We start from the raw sequence: 15,878 nt of genomic DNA, 5'->3' as shown, positions 1-15,878 counted from the left end.
CGAGATGAAGACCTTCGGTGGCCGCTTGCGGCACGCGATGCGGGAGTTCGGGCCCGTGTGCGTCGGGATCGACCCGCATCCGGAGCTGCTGCGGTCCTGGGGTCTCCCCGAGGACGCCGAGGGACTCGAACGCTTCGCCGAGATCTGCGTGGAAGCGTTCGACGGCCTGGTGGCGCTGGTCAAGCCGCAGGTGGCGTTCTTCGAAGCCTACGGTTCCCGGGGCATCGCGGTGCTGGAACGCACCATCGAGGTGTTGCGGGCCTCGGGAACGTTGGTGCTCGCCGACGCCAAACGCGGCGACATCGGGTCCACCATGGACGCCTACGCGCGGACCTGGCTGGCCGACGGCCCGCTCGGGTCCGACGCGGTGACGGTGTCGCCGTACCTGGGGTTCGGTTCGCTGGCGCCGGCGCTGACGCTCGCCGAGGCGGGTCACCGCGGCGTCTTCGTGCTGGCGGCGACCTCCAACCCCGAGGGCGCGCAGGTGCAGGGGGCGGTCGTGGCGGACGGCCGCACCGTCGCGCAGACCATGGTCGACGAGGCGGCGGCTCGCAACGCGGGCGAGGAGTTCGGGTCGGTCGGCGTGGTGGTCGGCGCGACGCTCAATGCCGCGCCCGATCTGTCCGCGCTCAACGGCCCCATCCTCATGCCGGGGGTCGGCGCCCAGGGCGGTGGCCCGGAGACCATCCGGGGACTGGTCGGTGAGCCGATGCTCGCGGCGGTCGTGCCGAACGTCTCGCGCGAGGTGCTGAAGGACGGACCGACCGTTCCGGCACTGCGTGCCAAAGTGCGCGAGTTCCAAGACGCGTTCGCGTTCCTCCAGAAATGACCGCGAAAGGCCGGCGCATCCGCGCCGGCCTTTCGCGTTTCCGCCTGTTGTGCGTGCAGCTGTTCGCACACACGTGCCCCTTAGCGGGGCCTGTGTGGGCTGCTGCGCTGATTTCGGGGCCATCGGTGCCACCGGGTGGGCGCATCGCCCCTGGACCGGCGTACAGGGCCAGGATCGGCACCGGATGCCGGGCCGTGGCGGCCGCAACAGGCCGAATGTGACGCCCGACACGCGCAAAAAACTCGCGACACGCGGAGGATTTCCAGAAAGTTCCTGGTAGGGCGCGTGAGGGGTTGCTGGAGAGATGCGCTGCCGTGTCGCAACCCTTCCGCAAACCATTCGGTTTGTCGAAAACACCCTGCTGACGGCATATTTCGCTGATCGAGCAGCGGGATGCGCTCGATGGCGCGGGCGGGACCGGGGCCGGGCCGCCCCGGTGCGGTCCGTACCCGGAATCATGCGCTGACCTGGGGGGTGGGTTCGCAATCGGCGGACGTCGTGGGTACGGTCGCTGAGACTGCCGGGTTACCGGCAGGAGTTGATGCAATGAACGATGAGACGGAGGAACCGTGGCCCTTCCCCAGCTGACTGACGAGCAGCGCGCCGCTGCTTTGGAGAAGGCGGCTGCCGCTCGCCGCGCTCGGGCGGAGCTCAAGGAGCGCTTGAAGCGTGGCGGCACCAACCTGAAGCAGGTCCTCACCGATGCCGAGACCGACGAGATCCTCGGCAAGATGAAGGTGTCGGCGCTGCTGGAGGCCCTGCCGAAGGTGGGCAAGGTCAAGGCGGCGGAGATCATGAGCGAGCTGGAGATCGCCCCCACCCGGCGGCTGCGCGGACTCGGCGACCGGCAGCGCAAGGCGCTGCTGGCCCGGTTCGACTTCGACGCCTGACGACGAGGGTGATCGAACACACGCGGAAGGGTCGACTGGTCGTACTGGTCGGCCCCTCGGCCGTGGGCAAGTCCACCGTGGTCCGCTGTGTCCGCGAACGACTGCCCGACCTGGTCTTCAGCGTGTCGGCAACGACCCGGGCCCCGCGGCCCGGGGAGGTCGACGGCCTCGACTACCACTTCGTCTCCCGTGCGGAGTTCGACGCGATGATCGAGGCGGGTGAGCTGCTCGAGTGGGCGGACATCCACGGCGGGCTGCAGCGTTCGGGCACTCCCGCAGGGCCGGTGCGCGCCGCGCTGGCCGAAGGCCTTCCGGTATTGGTGGAAGTGGATCTGGAAGGCGCGCGATCGGTGCGCCGGGCGATCCCGGACGCGATCCTGGTCTTCCTGGCCCCGCCGAGCTGGGAGGAGTTGGTGGCGCGCCTGACCTCGCGCGGCACCGAGTCGCCCGAGGTGATCGAGCGCCGCTTGGAGACGGCCAGGATCGAGCTGGCGGCCTGTGACGAGTTCGACATGGTTATCGTGAACGACGAGGTGACCAGCGCCTGTGAGCAGTTGGTATCGTTGTTCGTTAGCACAAATTCGAGTTCGTGACCCCCACCTGCGCATGAGCGATCAGGCCCGGAGGAGGTAGCCTGCGTAACCACGTAGGGCCCTTCGCGCATGCGCAATCCACTCCGGCATGAGTGACCAGGGCCCGGAGTCGGCGCGCCGCCGCACTCGCAGGGCCCCTCGTTCATGCGCCAGACCACACAGCAGGAGTCTCCCTAGTGAGCAGTACGGACACCAAGACCGCGCCCGCATACGACACGCCGGTCGGCCTCACCAACCCGCCGATCGACGAGTTGCTGGAGCGCACGTCGTCCAAGTACGCCCTGGTCATCTACGCGGCCAAGCGGGCCAGGCAGATCAACGACTACTACAACCAGCTCGGCGACGGCATCCTCGAATACGTCGGCCCGCTGGTCGAGCCGGGTCTGCAGGAGAAGCCGCTGTCGGTCGCGCTGCGCGAGATCCACGCCGACCTGCTCGAGCACTCCGAAGGCGAGTGAGGCGAACCCGGTTCGCCAGTGACCACGACTAGGCCGGAGGCGTAGTGACCACAAGGATCGTCGTCGGTGTGGCCGGAGGCATCGCCGCCTACAAGGCGTGCTCTCTGGTCCGGCGATTCACCGAAACCGGACATGACGTCCGGGTGATCCCCACCACCTCGGCGCTGGAGTTCGTCGGCAAGGCGACCTTCGAGGCACTGTCCGGGAACCCGGTGCATACCGGCGTGTTCTCCGACGTGCCCGAGGTCCCGCATGTTCGGCTGGGCCAGGAGGCGGACCTCGTGGTCATCGCCCCGGCGACCGCCGATCTCATGGCCCGCGCCGCGTCCGGCCGCGCCGACGACCTGCTCACCGCGACGTTGCTGACGGCCCGATGTCCGATCTTGTTCGCGCCCGCGATGCACACCGAGATGTGGGAGCATCCGGCGACCGTCGCCAACGTCGCGACCCTGCGCGCCCGCGGCGCCATCGTCATGGAGCCCGCGGCGGGCCGGCTCACCGGCGCCGACACCGGCCCCGGGCGCCTGCCCGAGCCCGAGGAGATCTTCGGCCTCGCGTCGCTGCTCATGGAGCGTGCCGACGCGATCCCGCGGGATCTGGAGGGCCGCCGGGTCGTCATCACGGCGGGCGGCACCAGGGAGCCGCTGGATCCGGTGCGCTTCCTGGGCAACCGCAGCTCCGGCAAGCAGGGCTACGCTCTGGCGCGGGTCGCGGCCCAGCGGGGCGCCCATGTGACGTTGATCGCGGGCAACACGATCGAGATGGCGGCGCCCGCCGCCGTCGACTTGGTGCACATCACCACCGCCGAACAGCTGAAGACCGCCGTCGACAAGCACGCCGTCGGCGCCGACGCGGTGATCATGGCCGCCGCGGTCGCCGATTTCCGGCCGACCAACGTCGCCGCCGCCAAGATCAAGAAGGGCGCGGGCGAGCCGGACGTCATTCCGCTGACCAAGACCGACGACATCCTCGCCGGGTTGGTGCAGGCGCGCCGCGACGGCCAGTTGCCAGGCACCGCGATCGTCGGCTTCGCCGCCGAGACCGGTGACGAGCACGGCGACGTCCTGACCCACGCGCGGGCCAAGCTCGCCCGCAAGGGCTGCGACCTGCTCGTGGTCAACGCGGTCGGCGAGGGTAAAGCGTTCGAGGTGGACACCAACGACGGCTGGCTGCTCGGCGCGGACGGCACCGAACAGGCGCTCGATCACGGCTCCAAGGCGTTGCTGGCCAGCCGTGTGCTCGACGCGCTGAGTGGATTGCTGCGCTGAACCGGGCCGCGTCCCGGCCGGAATTGCCCTCCGGTCGGTCGTTGGCGACGCCGTCATCGATGCGGCGCCGCATGGCCACCGGGAGTTCAGCTGTCCGGTACGGCCGCGTCGTTGCGGTCCGCCCTGTCGGTGATTTGGAATAGGCTGAGATATAAGGGTTGCGCAGTCACGACATCGCGTTACTGTCGCAACCCGATACGAGTAACCCGTTGAGGGAGAGGGAAGAACTGTGCGCACGTCCGGGAGCCGGCTTTTCACCAGTGAGTCCGTGACCGAAGGTCATCCGGACAAAATCTGTGATGCCATCAGCGATTCCATTCTCGACGCGTTGCTCGCGGAGGATCCGCGCAGCCGGGTCGCGGTGGAAACCCTCGTGACGACCGGCCAGGTCCATGTCGCCGGTGAGGTCACCACGTCGGCGTACGCCGATATTCCCCGAATTGTCCGGGAAAAGGTGTTGGAAATCGGATATGACTCGTCGGCAAAGGGATTCGACGGAAATTCCTGCGGTGTGAATATCGCGATCGGCGCGCAGTCACCGGATATCGCGCAGGGTGTGGACACCTCGCACGAGGCCCGTGTCGGCGGCTCCGACGACGAGATCGAGCGGCAGGGCGCGGGCGATCAGGGCTTGATGTTCGGTTACGCCACCAAGGACACGCCCGAGTTGATGCCGCTGCCGATCGCGCTCGCGCACCGGTTGTCGCGGCGGCTGACCGAGGTCCGCAAGACCGGTGTGCTGCCCTACCTGCGCCCGGACGGGAAGACGCAGGTCACCATCGAGTACGACGGCGACCGCCCGGTCCGCTTGGACACCGTGGTCGTCTCCACCCAGCACGCCGCCGACATCGACCTGGACAACCTGCTCGCCCCCGACATCAGGGAGAAGGTGCTCGAGGCGGTGCTGGCCGACTTGGACGTGCCGAGCCTGGACATCTCGGACATCCGCCTGCTGGTCAACCCCACCGGCAAGTTCGTGCTCGGCGGCCCGATGGGCGACGCGGGCCTGACCGGCCGCAAGATCATCGTCGACACCTACGGCGGCATGGCCCGCCACGGCGGCGGCGCCTTCTCCGGCAAGGATCCGTCGAAGGTGGACCGCTCGGCCGCCTACGCCATGCGCTGGGTCGCGAAGAACGTCGTCGCGGCCGATCTGGCCGATCGCGTCGAGGTCCAGGTGGCCTACGCGATCGGCAAGGCGGCTCCGGTCGGCTTGTTCGTCGAGACCTTCGGCACCGAGAAGGTGGACCCGGCGCGCATCAGCACCGCGATCACCGAGGTCTTCGACCTGCGTCCCGGCGCCATCATCCGCGACCTGGACCTCCTGCGCCCGATCTACGCGCCGACCGCCGCGTACGGCCACTTCGGCCGCACCGACGTCGACCTGCCGTGGGAACACACCGACCGCGCGGACAAGTTGCGCGCCGCCGTCGGACTCTGATCTCGACCAGGTCCGAGTGAACGAACCCGCGGCGGACATCCCCGCCTCCGAGGCGGACCGTTCGGCCGCGGGTCCCGCGGGCGTCGAGCTGCCGATCGCCCGGGTGCTTCCGCTGCTCTCGCCCGCTCACCTCGATCGCGACTTCGACTACGTGGTGCCCCCCGAGCTGGACGAGCTCGCCCAGCCGGGGGTCAGGGTGCGGGTGCGATTCGCCGGACGGCTGGTGGACGGCTACCTGCTCGCTCGAATGCCGCACAGCGACCATGGCGGCAAGCTGGTCGCGCTGGAACGCGTCGTGTCCGGTGAACGCGTGCTGACTCCGGAAATCCTCGACCTGGCGGAGAAGGTCGCGTCCCGGTACGCGGGTACGCGCGCCGACGTCCTGCGGCTGGCCATCCCACCACGCCACGCCCGCACGGAAACCGGGGGCAAGAAGAAGTCCGCTGCGGCACCGGCAGAGTCCGTCGACTCCACGGTTGCGCCTTCTGCCTCGCCGGTGGACGCGGCGGCATCCGGGTGCGCGGGGGAATCCGGGACAACCTGTGCCTCAACGTCATACGGTCGAGACGGTGACACCGATGCCATGCCAGCCGCAGCGCATCGCTTCGCACGGCTGGTGAACTCCTGTGTGTCGCAGACCGATCCGGCGGTCGGCGGGCATGGATCCGCGTCGGAGGATACCGAAACCGGCGGTGTGGCCGATTCGGACCGCGAGGCCCTCGCAAACGAGGACGCCGCGCGGCAAGCTCACTCGTCTTCGGCGAATACTGCTGAGCCCGAGAGCGAGTCGTCTTCGGACGGCGAGATACACCGTGCGCCGGCCAGCAGCGACGGCGCGGATGAGGCCCGCGAGGTCGCGCTGCTCGAGGCCGTTGATCTCGCTGCCTGGGAGCGCTACGTGCACGGTTCGGCTTTCGTCGGTGCCCTCGCACAAGGCAAAGGGGCGCGTGCGGCCTGGCAGGCGCTGCCCGGGGAGCACTGGCCCCGGCGGCTGGCGGAACTCGCCGCCGTGGTGGCACGGCAGGGCCGCGGCGCGATCCTCATGGTTCCCGATCAACGCGACCTCGACCGGGTACTGGCGGAATGCGTTCGGCTGGTGGGGGACTCGGCGGTCGGGCTGTCCGCTGGACTCGGTCCCGCCGCGCGGTACCGGCGGTGGCTCGCGGTGCTGCGCGGTTCGGCGCGGGTGGTGGTCGGCACGCGCAGCGCGGTGTTCGCCCCGGCGGCGGACCTCGGGCTGATCGCGTTGTGGGACGACGGCGACAGCACCTACGCCGAACCCCGCGCACCGTATCCGCACGCGCGGGAGGTGGCGATGTTGCGGGCGCACGACACCGGTGCGGCGTTCGTCGCCGCCGGTTTCGCGCGGACCGCGGAGATCCAGGCGGTGGTCGACTCCGGCTGGGCGCATGACCTGATCGCCGACCGTGCCGTGCTCCGCAAAACCGCTCCGCGGATCAGCGCCCCCGGCGACAGTGATATCGCCCTGGAACGCGACCCGGTCGCGAAGGCCGTCCGGATTCCCGGCGTCGCCTTCGCGGCTGCCCGCGCCGCGCTGAAGGAAGGCGCACCCGTGCTGGTGCAGGTGCCGCGCCGCGGGTACATCCCCGCGCTGTCCTGCCGGAAATGCCGTACTCCGGCCCGGTGCAGGCACTGCAACGGGCCGCTCGCGCTGCCGGAGACCCGCCGGGCGGAAGTGGACGGCGCGGCCGCGCAGAGTCCCGCGTGCCGCTGGTGCGGGATCACCGAGGCCGCGTTCCGTTGTGCCACCTGCGGTTCGCGCGCCCTGCGCGCCGTGGTGATCGGGGCGGCGCGCACGGCGGAGGAACTCGGCCGCGCCTTTCCCGGCGTGCCGATCCGCGGCTCCGGCGGCGGCGCCGTGCTCGACACCGTCGAGCCGGGCCCGCAGGTCGTGGTCGCCACGGTCGGCGCCGAACCCGTGGTCCCCGGCGGGTACGGCGTCGCGCTGTTGCTCGACGGCTGGGCGCTGCTCGGCCGTGCCGACCTGCGGGCCGCCGAGGACGCGTTGCGCCGCTGGATGGCCGCCGCGGCGCTGGTCCGCGCGCACGGTCAGGTCGTCGTCGTGGCCGAGCCCTCGATCCCGACCGTGCAGGCGCTGGTCCGGTGGGATCCGGTAGGCGCGGCGCGGGCGGAGGTGGCGGCGCGGGCCGAGGTCGGCTTCCCGCCCGCCGTCCGTCTCGCCGCGATCGATGGCACCGCCGACACCATCGCCGAACTGCTCTCGGCGGCGGACCTGCCCGACACGGTCGACCGCCTCGGACCGGTGCCGCTGCCGGACGGCGCCCGCAAACCGTTCTCCTCCGGCGATGCGCCCGCCGAAGTGGAGCGCTTGCTGTTGCGGGTCGATCGCCGATCCGGAGCCGCGCTGGCGCGTGCTCTGCGCGCGGCTCAGGCGGTTCGCAGCACGCACCGCTCCGACGCCCCCCTTCGCGTGCAGATCGATCCGGTCGACATCGGCTGACGGTCGCCGGACCCGCGAGCCGGCCCGGCGATTTCTCCGCAATCGCCGTGCGCACCCAGGTCGCCAGGTCTTCGCCGCCTAGGCGCCAACGGCGGTGACCCGTTCACGTCACCGCCACCCGGACGATGCGAGACGCCGGAACTCCGCCAGCCGAGGAACGTCGGGCGGTGCTCATTTCTCGTTCGCGCAGCGTGCTGCCCGAGCCTCAGACGAAGGCCGCTCGATTGCGGGCGGCCCAGTCGGCGTACTTCGTGGCCGGACGCCCGAGCACCCGCGGCACATCGGGGCTGATCCGCTGTTCGGCGGGCGTCGGCTCGCCGAGGATGGTCAGTGTGTGCTCGGCCACCGGCTCGGGCATGAACTCGAGCATCGTCGAACGAGCTTGCGTACGAGTCAATTCGACGAAGCGCAGCGGCGCGCCGATTGCCGCGCCGAGTGCCTCGGCCTGAGCCCGCGGTGTGGCGAGTTCGGGCCCGGTGAGGGTGTAGACGTGCCCGTCGTGCCGGTCGTCGCGTAACGCCGCTGCCGCGACCGCGGCGATGTCGGCCGGATCGATCGAGGGAAGACCGATGTCGCCGAACGGCGCGGCGACCATGCGCTGCGTGCGCACCGCGTCCGCCCACGCATAGGTGTTGGAGAAGAATCCGGACGGCCGGAGAAAGGTCCAGGCCAGCCCGGATTCCCTGATCGCCGCTTCGTAGGCGACGAGCCTGGCGTAGCCCGCGGCGTCCGGACGAGTGGCGACGCCCTGCGAGGACACGAAGACGACGCGCCGCACGCCTGCCGCCGCGGCGACTTTCAGCACCTGCTCGGGGGCCGGACCCGTCACCAACTGCTCGCCGGTGATCAGGAGAAACAGGGTGTCGGCTCCCGTGACGGCGGGGGAGAGGCTTTCCGGTTCGCCCAGATCGGCTTGAACCGACCGGACACCGGCGGGCAGCGAGAGGTCCGCATGCCGGGCGACGGCCGTCACCTCTTCGCCGGCGTCAGCCAGCAGGCGCACGAGCGGCGCGCCGATATTTCCGGTGGCTCCGGTGACCACGATCATCGTCAACTCCTTAGTTAGTTGTCTGACTAAATGCACCGTAGCCGATCGCCGCCGCGCTGTCTACAGTTAGTTGTGTGACTGACTCACAGGCGAAGGCCGGATCGGGTAAGCGGGAGCGGCTGGTCGATGCCGCGGCCCGGGTGTTCTATCAGCAAGGCGTGGAGAAGACGACGATCGCCGACATCGCGCGCGCCGCGGAGGTCCCGGTCGGCAACGTCTACTACTACTTCAAGACGAAAGACCAGCTCATCGAGGCGGCCATCAGCTCGCACGCCCGCATCCTCGATGCCGTGATCGCCGCGAGCGATCAGCACGAGACGCCCGCGGAGCGATTGAAGGCCCTGATCGCGGGGTGGGTCGCCGAGCGTGACCAGACCGTGCGATACGGATGTCCGTTCGGCACTTTGTCCTCGGAATTGGACAAGCGGGGAGATGGGTTGGACACCGCGGCCGCCGAGGTGATGCGGGTGCTCGTGGACTGGGCCGAGCGGCAGTTCGCCGCGATGGGACGGGCGGACGCTGAGGAACTCGCCGTCGCCTATGTCGCCGCGTATCAAGGAATCTCGCTGCTCACCAATACTTTTCGTGATCCCGAACTGATGGTTGTCGAAGGGGCGCGGTTGTCGCGCTGGATCGACTCGCTGGTGAGCTGACCTCGGACGGGGCCCGGAAATCGAAACCGGGCCTTGCGCTCGATGCATTGCCGATATATCGTCGATAGCATGATACGACCACGAGAGCCTTGGGAGGCTGACATGCAACACCGAGAACATCGAGAATTCGGCCGTCGCGGCCGGGGCCCACTGCCCGGTCACGAGGGCTTCGAACACGGGCGGCGCTTCCGTCGCGGCGGGCGCCACGGTTTCGGACCCGAGTTCGGGCCGGGGTTCGGTCCCGGTTTCGGGCCCGGCTTCGGGCCGCATTTCGGCCGCGGCCGCGGCCGCGGCGGCCGGGGCAGGCGTGGAGACGTCCGTGCCGCCGTGTTGTTGCTACTCACCGAGCAGCCCATGCACGGCTACGAACTCATTCAGCAGATCCGCGAGCGCAGCAACGACATCTGGCGGCCGAGCCCCGGATCGATCTACCCCGCGCTGGCGCAACTGGAGGACGAGGGCTTGGTCCTCATCGAGAAGGTCGCCGGGCGGAAGACCGCGAAGCTCACCGAGTCCGGCGCCGAGTACGTCGCCGCGCACCGCGACGAGCTGGGCGATCCGTGGGCGGACGTGCAGCAGGATGTCGGCGCTCAGGCAATGGACCTGCGCGCGCTCGTCGGCCAGCTGATGGGGGCGGTGGCCCAGGTCGCCGCGGCCGGTACCCCGCAGCAGGCGGCGCGGGCGGCCGAGTTGCTCACCGAGACCCGCAAGTCCCTCTACCGCATCCTCGCCGAGGACGAGACCCCCGAGAAGTAGGGGAGGCGAAACACCCCGATACCGCGCGCATTTCGAGTCGATCAGGGGGATCATTGTGAGATGCGACAGTGGAGCCGAGCGGGAACTTGGGGCGTTTCACACTTGCGTGCCGCCGTGCTGGCCTTCGTGCTGGCCGGTGCGGCCGCGCTCGGTCCGGGCGTGGCGTCGGCCGAGCCGCTCGGCTTCCGCCCGCCCGAGGTGCCGACCGACGCCGCTCCGCCGCAATCGGATCATCTGGCCGCCGCGTGGTATCAGAAGAGTCATCCGGATGCGGTCCCGAGCGGCACCAACGATTTCGACTGCGTGCCCAGTGCCGGCCATCCCCGTCCCGTGGTGCTCGCGCACGGGACCGACTCCTCGGCGTATTCCGATTGGTCGGGGATCGCGCCGCAGCTGACAGCGGCCGGATTCTGCGTGTTCGCGCTGAACTACGGGGGCAAACCGGGCGCGCACAGCTATGGCACCGAGGATTTGGTGCTCAGCGCCTACCAGGTCGGCGCGTTCGTCGATCAGGTCCTGGCGGCCACCCACGCGGGCAAGGTCGATCTGGTCGGGTTCTCGCAGGGCGCCAACGTGACTCGCTACTACGTCAACAAGCTGGGCGGCGCGCCCAAGGTCGAGCAATGGGTCGGCCTCGCGTCGCCCAGCTACGGCGGTGTGATGTACGGGCTGGTGCCGGTCGCCGAGGCGATCCCCGGCGCACTGCAGGCGTTCGCCCAGGTGACCTCGCTCGCCGCCGTGCAGCAGGCCGAAGGGTCGCCGATCATGCTCGATCTCAACGCGGGCGGCGACACGGTGCCCGGCGTGCGGTACGTGACCGTCGGCAGTCGCGTCGACGAGATGATCCAGCCGTTCGAGAACATCGCGCTGCGCGGGCCGGGCGCCCGCAACATCGCGCTGCAAGACCTTTGCCCGGCCGATCTCACCGGGCACTTCCACATGGTCTACGACCCGTTCGTGCAGCAGTTGCTGCTCACGGTGCTGGATCCGGGCAGCCCGGCGCCGGTGTGCCGGCCGGTTCCGCTCGGCACCGGTATCCCCGAGGTGATCATCGCGGGGCATTCCTGAAGTCGCTGAACCCGGTGCACCGGCTGCTCGCCTGGTCGGTCGGGTCGGTGATCGGCCGGCGCGTCCGGTAGTGAAACGCGATCCGCTGAGGCGGCCACCGTCCGATCCCGTCTCGTCCATCGGCTTCGTCGCCGATCTCGGGGTGTCGAGCCCATCCTTGGCGCTGCTGATCCCTGGGCTCGGGATTTTCAATCATTGATTGAATCAACGATGGAAACGTGCTTGACTGGCCGCATGCCGAAGCCGGTTTCCGAAGCCGCAGCCACCACCCGTGATCGTCTGCTGACCGCCGCCGAGCGTCTACTGCTCGAAGGCCGCTACGACGAGGTGTCCGTGCGGGGCATCTGCGCGCAGGCCGGAGCGAATCCCGCGGCGGTGCACTACCACTTCGGATCGAAGGACGCCTTGGTCGCGGCGCTGCTCGAGGAGCGGCTGGGCCCGGTATGGGAAGACCGGCTGGCCGCTGTCGCCGACGGGCACGGCTCCATCGGCGAGGTGGTCGACGCGGTGATCGAGCCGTTCGTCGAGCTGGCCGCCGATCCGGTGGGCCGGATGCATCTGAGACTGCTGGCGCAGTTCGTCCTCGGCAGGCAGGTGACCGAGTGGCGGCAGCCGTGGTTCCGCATCGATGCCTGGGTGCGCCTGCTGCCGGGGCTGAGCGAGCGCGAGAGCATGCGCCGGTGGATGTTGGCGTTCGACCTGCTCATCATGCGATTCGGCAGTGCGGAGCACCGAGAGATGTCGCAGGAGGCGGTGGCCACCCTCCGGGAATTCGTGGTGGCCGGATTGACCGCGCCGACAGGAGAGAAACGATGAACGACGTATTCACACCGGCCCGGCTCGGGCCGATCACTTTGCGCAACAGGGTGATCAAGGCCGCGACATTCGAGGGCCGCACGCCGGACGCCCTGGTGACCGACGACTTGATCGAGTTCCATCGCGAGGTCGCCGCCGGTGGGGTCGGGATGACGACCGTGGCGTATTGCGCGGTCGCTCCTGGGGGCCGGACCGACCGGCACCAGATCTGGCTGCGTCCGGAAGCGGTGCCGGGGCTGCGAAGGCTCACCGACGCCGTTCATGGCGAGGGCGCGGCGGCGAGCGCGCAGATCGGGCACGCCGGTCCGGTGGCCAACGCGGCGTCCAACCGGGCTCCGGCCCTGGCGCCGAGCCGGATGCTCAGCCCGCTGTCGATGCGCATGATGCGAAGCCCGGACGAGGACGGGATCCGTGCACTCGTGGCCGCGCATGCCGACGCGGCGAAGCTGGCCGAGGAGGCCGGTTTCGATGCGGTGGAAATCCATTTCGGGCACAACTACCTGGTCAGCTCGTTCCTGAGTCCCAAGCTGAACCGCCGCACGGACCGGTACGGCGGCAGCTTGGTCAACCGCGCGCGGCTGGCCCGTGAGATCGCCGCAGCTGTTCGGAAAGCCGTTGGCGGCAGGCTCGCGGTGACCGCGAAACTGAACATGGAGGACGGAGTGCGGGGCGGGCTCACCGTGCCCGAATCGCTGCAGGTCGCCGCATGGCTGGAAGCCGACGGCACGCTGGACGCGTTGGAACTGACGGCGGGCAGCTCACTGCTCAACCCGATGTTGCTGTTCCACGGTGACGCCCCGCGCAAATCCTTCGCCGACGTTCTCCCCGTGCCGGCCCGGTGGGGCTTCCGTATGGTCGGCAAGGCCTTCCTGAAGGAGTATCCGTACCGGGAGGCGTATCTGCTCGAGCGTGCGCGGCACTTCCGGCGGGAATTGTCGATGCCGCTCATTCTGCTGGGCGGCATCACCAACCTGGACACCATGCGGCTGGCGAGGGCGGAAGGCTTCGAATTCGTCGCCATGGGTCGTGCGCTGCTGCGGGAACCGAACCTGTTGCGCCGCATCCGATCGGATGCGTCGACGCGGTCTGCGTGCGTGCACTGCAACGAATGCATGCCCACGATCTACACCTGCACTCGCTGCGTGTTCCGCCCCGGCCAACCGCGCGAACCCGTCGAGCTGACCCTGTCGAGTGGCTCCGACACGCAGCCATAGGCGGCCGCAGGCTCAGCGTCCGGCGGAGGCTGCGGCGAGTTCCGCGGGATCGAGCGCGGCGACGAGCATCACCGCCGTCGCGATGTCCATAACCAGATGCGGGAACACCGTGACGGCGATCTCGTGCCGCGTCGGCGGGGCTTCGCCAGGCGGGCGTACCACGACGGCGACGACGACCAGCGCGTCGAGCAAGAACATGGCGGCGAGGATCCAGCCGATCACCGGGTAGGGCAGACCCGGCGCGTGCGCGGTCGCGTGATGGACGTGCTCCGGCGGGGAAGCGTGCGTGCCGAGCGTCGCGTAGACCATCGCGAGCGCGGCGACACCGTGGTAGACGGCGGCGCCGATCCGGTCGGCGCGCTCGGCGGACCGCTCGCGCGCCGCGACGACGACCAGCCACAACGGCGAGGCGATCGCGAGAGCGCCGAAGAGCAGCCGCCACTCGAGCACGGAGAGATTCGCGCCGACGGCGCTCCACATCGCCGCCATGGCGGCGAGCATGACCGCGTGGAACAGCTCCGAGCCGCGCTCACCGTAACGGGCGAGTCGTCCCGGCGCCCGGCGCGGACGGAGCAGACCGACGGCGGCGACGGCCGCGCCGCAGCAGCACAGGACGATCATCCCCCAGGTCGCCGCGGGCGGCAGGCCGGTGTGGTGCACCTACGCCGGCGTGACGCGCACGTCGTGCCGCCCGCCCAGGTCGACCTCGATGATGCCCTCGCCCGCCTCGTCGGCGACCACGCTGGGCTCGGTCGCGCCGGTGACGCGGTAGGTGCGGTGGGGGATCAGCCGTCGCAGCCCCAGCCGCACCCGCCCGGCTCCGTGACCAGGCCGTAGCACCAGTTCCAGGGAGCTGCCGTCGGTCACCGCCTTGGCGACCAGGACATCCGGATAGGGCGCTGTGCCGAGGATCGGTCCGGTCCGCCACTCGGGCGGCACCGCTCCGAGCACCAGGTCGCGCAGTCCGTCGGGCCGGTTGAACCGGGTGAGTGCGTGGTGGGCGTTGGTCACCGTCGAGACTCCCGCGAAGCGCCGGGCGCCGTTGCGCTCGTCGACCCGATACCGCTCGTGCATGGAGCGCACCAGGGCGGCGGCGAGGTCGGATTCGCCCATTTCGGCGGCGGCCGTGGCGACGAAGATCCGCGTCATCCCGTCACCGTTGATCACGTTGTAGTTGCCGAGGTCGACACGGGTGCGCGAGCTGCCGCGCAGGCGCACCCGCTGCCCGTCGAAGTCGATGAAACGATCGCGCAGCGTGGTCCAGGTGTCGCGGGCGAGGTCGGGCATCATCGCGTTGAGCCAGGCCACCATGCCGGCGTCGTAGCCGAGCACGGGCCTGCTGATGGTGATCGATGGGCCGAGCCGGCCCGGGATGAACCGCCCGTTGCGCAGGCGCCATCCGTCGTGCAGGTAGCTGTGCCGGATCCGGTCGACCAGGTCGCCGGTGAGCGCGGTGCCGTGCAGGCGATCGTGCATCACCAGCGTGTTGAAGGCGAAGACATTGCAGATCGGATAGATCAGGTGCGGTTCGCAGGCGTATTGCGGACAGTTCTCGCGCGCGAGCATATTACGGCGAATCGCCGCGCTGAGGCGCGCGAAGTCGTACTCGTGCACCAGCTTCGGGCTCCATCGCAGCGTCAGCCCGCCGGGCCGGTCGAAGCCGGGGTCGGCGTTGAGGGTCTCGTAGAGCCCGATCATGACGCCGAAGTACCCGGAGTACATGACATTGGCGTGCCGGATGGGGTCGGTCTCCCTGCGGCCGTAGCCGATGAGGCTCTCGGTCGCCCAATATCCCCAGACGCGCTTGTCGCACATCTTGAGGATTGCGTTGCGTTGCGCCTCGGCGAGGTACCCGGTGAACGCGGGCGTCCTCGTGTATTGCGCCATCGCGAGCGCGTAGCCGATGAAGTTCAGCTGGTATCGCAGTGCGCTGCCGCCGATCTGCTCGATGCGGTCGAAGCCGTCGAATCGGTCGAGCGGTTGCAGGGCGAGGTCGAGCACGAAGCGCTGGAACGCCAGATCGTCCTGATCGGACTCGACGACGGGAGGCGCGGTGCCCGCTGCCGGTGCGCTGGTCATGCCGCCGCCTCGTACCCGGCGGCGCCGGAAGCGGGGACGTCCGCGGGACCCGCGCGGTACGCGGTGGGCGGGAATTCGATGGGCTGCTCGGATCGCCCGCGCAGCCGACGCCAGAGGCGATGCGCACCGGCGGCGAGGTAACCGGCAAGGAGACAGCACGGCATCGGACTACTCGCTTCCGCAAGCCACGAACGCTGTGGCAATGAGATGTTTGGACATTTATCTTATCAATCTCGCCGCCGCGGGGGAAGGTGCGCGGCTTCCAATCATCGATGAAGCGGCG

15 protein-coding genes are annotated in these 15,878 nt (G+C 69.6%); 12 read left to right on the top strand and 3 right to left on the bottom strand.

Annotated elements, in window-relative coordinates; genetic code table 11:
• Positions 1 to 4 precede the first annotated feature (4 nt).
• From pyrF to ACH49X_RS02785, 7 genes are all read left to right on the top strand, one after another.
• A complete protein-coding gene (gene pyrF, locus ACH49X_RS02815) occupies positions 5 to 829 on the top strand; it encodes an orotidine-5'-phosphate decarboxylase (RefSeq protein ID WP_195082354.1) in 825 nt (274 codons plus the stop codon).
• Between the two features lie 569 nt (positions 830 to 1,398).
• On the top strand, positions 1,399 to 1,719 hold the full coding sequence (gene mihF / locus ACH49X_RS02810) for an integration host factor, actinobacterial type (protein ID WP_028476708.1): 321 nt from the start codon (positions 1,399 to 1,401) through the stop codon (positions 1,717 to 1,719).
• Between the two features lie 8 nt (positions 1,720 to 1,727).
• On the top strand, positions 1,728 to 2,312 hold the full coding sequence (gene gmk, locus ACH49X_RS02805; protein ID WP_067802087.1) for a guanylate kinase: 585 nt from the start codon (positions 1,728 to 1,730) through the stop codon (positions 2,310 to 2,312).
• Between the two features lie 176 nt (positions 2,313 to 2,488).
• Positions 2,489 to 2,770: a DNA-directed RNA polymerase subunit omega gene (gene rpoZ, locus ACH49X_RS02800; RefSeq protein WP_040780043.1), complete on the top strand. Its 282-nt coding sequence runs from the start codon at positions 2,489 to 2,491 to the stop codon at positions 2,768 to 2,770.
• A gap of 44 nt (positions 2,771 to 2,814) precedes the next feature.
• Positions 2,815 to 4,038: a bifunctional phosphopantothenoylcysteine decarboxylase/phosphopantothenate--cysteine ligase CoaBC gene (gene coaBC, locus ACH49X_RS02795; protein WP_195082355.1), complete on the top strand. Its 1,224-nt coding sequence runs from the start codon at positions 2,815 to 2,817 to the stop codon at positions 4,036 to 4,038.
• 229 nt (positions 4,039 to 4,267) lie between these two features.
• Positions 4,268 to 5,479, top strand: a complete 1,212-nt coding sequence (metK, locus tag ACH49X_RS02790; RefSeq protein ID WP_084486213.1) for a methionine adenosyltransferase — start codon at positions 4,268 to 4,270, stop codon at positions 5,477 to 5,479.
• Positions 5,480 to 5,495: 16 nt separating this feature from the next.
• Positions 5,496 to 7,961 carry a primosomal protein N' gene (locus ACH49X_RS02785; RefSeq protein WP_397068685.1) on the top strand — a complete coding sequence of 822 codons (2,466 nt, stop codon included), beginning with the start codon at positions 5,496 to 5,498 and terminating at the stop codon, positions 7,959 to 7,961.
• 205 nt (positions 7,962 to 8,166) lie between these two features.
• Here the strand turns inward: ACH49X_RS02785 and ACH49X_RS02780 are convergent, their stop codons facing one another.
• Positions 8,167 to 9,009 carry an NAD(P)H-binding protein gene (locus ACH49X_RS02780; RefSeq protein ID WP_357110378.1) on the bottom strand — a complete coding sequence of 281 codons (843 nt, stop codon included), beginning with the start codon at positions 9,007 to 9,009 and terminating at the stop codon, positions 8,167 to 8,169.
• A 74-nt stretch (positions 9,010 to 9,083) separates the two neighbouring features.
• Between ACH49X_RS02780 and ACH49X_RS02775 the strand changes: the two genes are divergently transcribed.
• The 5 genes from ACH49X_RS02775 to ACH49X_RS02755 all read left to right on the top strand — a co-directional run bounded on the left by ACH49X_RS02775 (position 9,084) and on the right by ACH49X_RS02755 (position 13,516).
• On the top strand, positions 9,084 to 9,662 hold the full coding sequence (locus ACH49X_RS02775) for a TetR/AcrR family transcriptional regulator (RefSeq protein ID WP_357206686.1): 579 nt from the start codon (positions 9,084 to 9,086) through the stop codon (positions 9,660 to 9,662).
• 102 nt (positions 9,663 to 9,764) lie between these two features.
• Positions 9,765 to 10,418, top strand: coding sequence for a PadR family transcriptional regulator (locus ACH49X_RS02770; protein ID WP_195082358.1), 654 nt, complete (start codon positions 9,765 to 9,767; stop codon positions 10,416 to 10,418).
• A gap of 60 nt (positions 10,419 to 10,478) precedes the next feature.
• Positions 10,479 to 11,486: a triacylglycerol lipase gene (locus tag ACH49X_RS02765; protein ID WP_195082359.1), complete on the top strand. Its 1,008-nt coding sequence runs from the start codon at positions 10,479 to 10,481 to the stop codon at positions 11,484 to 11,486.
• A gap of 234 nt (positions 11,487 to 11,720) precedes the next feature.
• Complete coding sequence (locus tag ACH49X_RS02760; RefSeq protein ID WP_195082360.1) at positions 11,721 to 12,302, top strand: TetR/AcrR family transcriptional regulator; 582 nt, start codon at positions 11,721 to 11,723, stop codon at positions 12,300 to 12,302.
• Positions 12,299 to 13,516 (top strand): NADH:flavin oxidoreductase, encoded by a 1,218-nt coding sequence (locus ACH49X_RS02755; RefSeq protein WP_357110383.1) that lies wholly within the window; start codon positions 12,299 to 12,301, stop codon positions 13,514 to 13,516. The genes ACH49X_RS02760 and ACH49X_RS02755 overlap by 4 nt, the downstream gene beginning before the upstream one ends.
• A gap of 12 nt (positions 13,517 to 13,528) precedes the next feature.
• On the opposite strand, the gene ACH49X_RS02750 is transcribed toward ACH49X_RS02755, so the two are convergent.
• Together ACH49X_RS02750 and ACH49X_RS02745 are read right to left on the bottom strand one after the other, a co-directional pair.
• Positions 13,529 to 14,176, bottom strand: coding sequence for a DUF5134 domain-containing protein (locus tag ACH49X_RS02750; RefSeq protein ID WP_357206684.1), 648 nt, complete (start codon positions 14,174 to 14,176; stop codon positions 13,529 to 13,531).
• On the bottom strand, positions 14,177 to 15,595 hold the full coding sequence (locus ACH49X_RS02745) for a hypothetical protein (RefSeq protein WP_357206682.1): 1,419 nt from the start codon (positions 15,593 to 15,595) through the stop codon (positions 14,177 to 14,179).
• Between the last annotated feature and the right edge of the window lie 283 nt (positions 15,596 to 15,878).

This window comes from Nocardia sp. NPDC019323 (assembly GCF_044389845.1).
Taxonomy (GTDB): Bacteria; Actinomycetota; Actinomycetes; order Mycobacteriales; family Mycobacteriaceae; genus Nocardia; species Nocardia implantans.
Note: the sequence above shows the minus strand (reverse complement) of the source record. Positions and strands in the feature narration are given on the sequence as shown.

What these genes read in the sequence shown, in the direction of transcription:
- ACH49X_RS02765 (WP_195082359.1), top strand. Translation starts at nt 10,479, where the DNA reads ATGCGACAGTGGAGCCGAGCGGGAACTTGGGGCGTTTCACACTTGCGT.
- pyrF (WP_195082354.1), top strand. Translation starts at nt 5, where the DNA reads ATGAAGACCTTCGGTGGCCGCTTGCGGCACGCGATGCGGGAGTTCGGG.
- ACH49X_RS02745 (WP_357206682.1), bottom strand. Translation starts at nt 15,595, where the DNA reads ATGACCAGCGCACCGGCAGCGGGCACCGCGCCTCCCGTCGTCGAGTCC.
- ACH49X_RS02770 (WP_195082358.1), top strand. Translation starts at nt 9,765, where the DNA reads ATGCAACACCGAGAACATCGAGAATTCGGCCGTCGCGGCCGGGGCCCA.
- ACH49X_RS02755 (WP_357110383.1), top strand. Translation starts at nt 12,299, where the DNA reads ATGAACGACGTATTCACACCGGCCCGGCTCGGGCCGATCACTTTGCGC.
- ACH49X_RS02780 (WP_357110378.1), bottom strand. Translation starts at nt 9,009, where the DNA reads ATGATCGTGGTCACCGGAGCCACCGGAAATATCGGCGCGCCGCTCGTG.
- ACH49X_RS02760 (WP_195082360.1), top strand. Translation starts at nt 11,721, where the DNA reads ATGCCGAAGCCGGTTTCCGAAGCCGCAGCCACCACCCGTGATCGTCTG.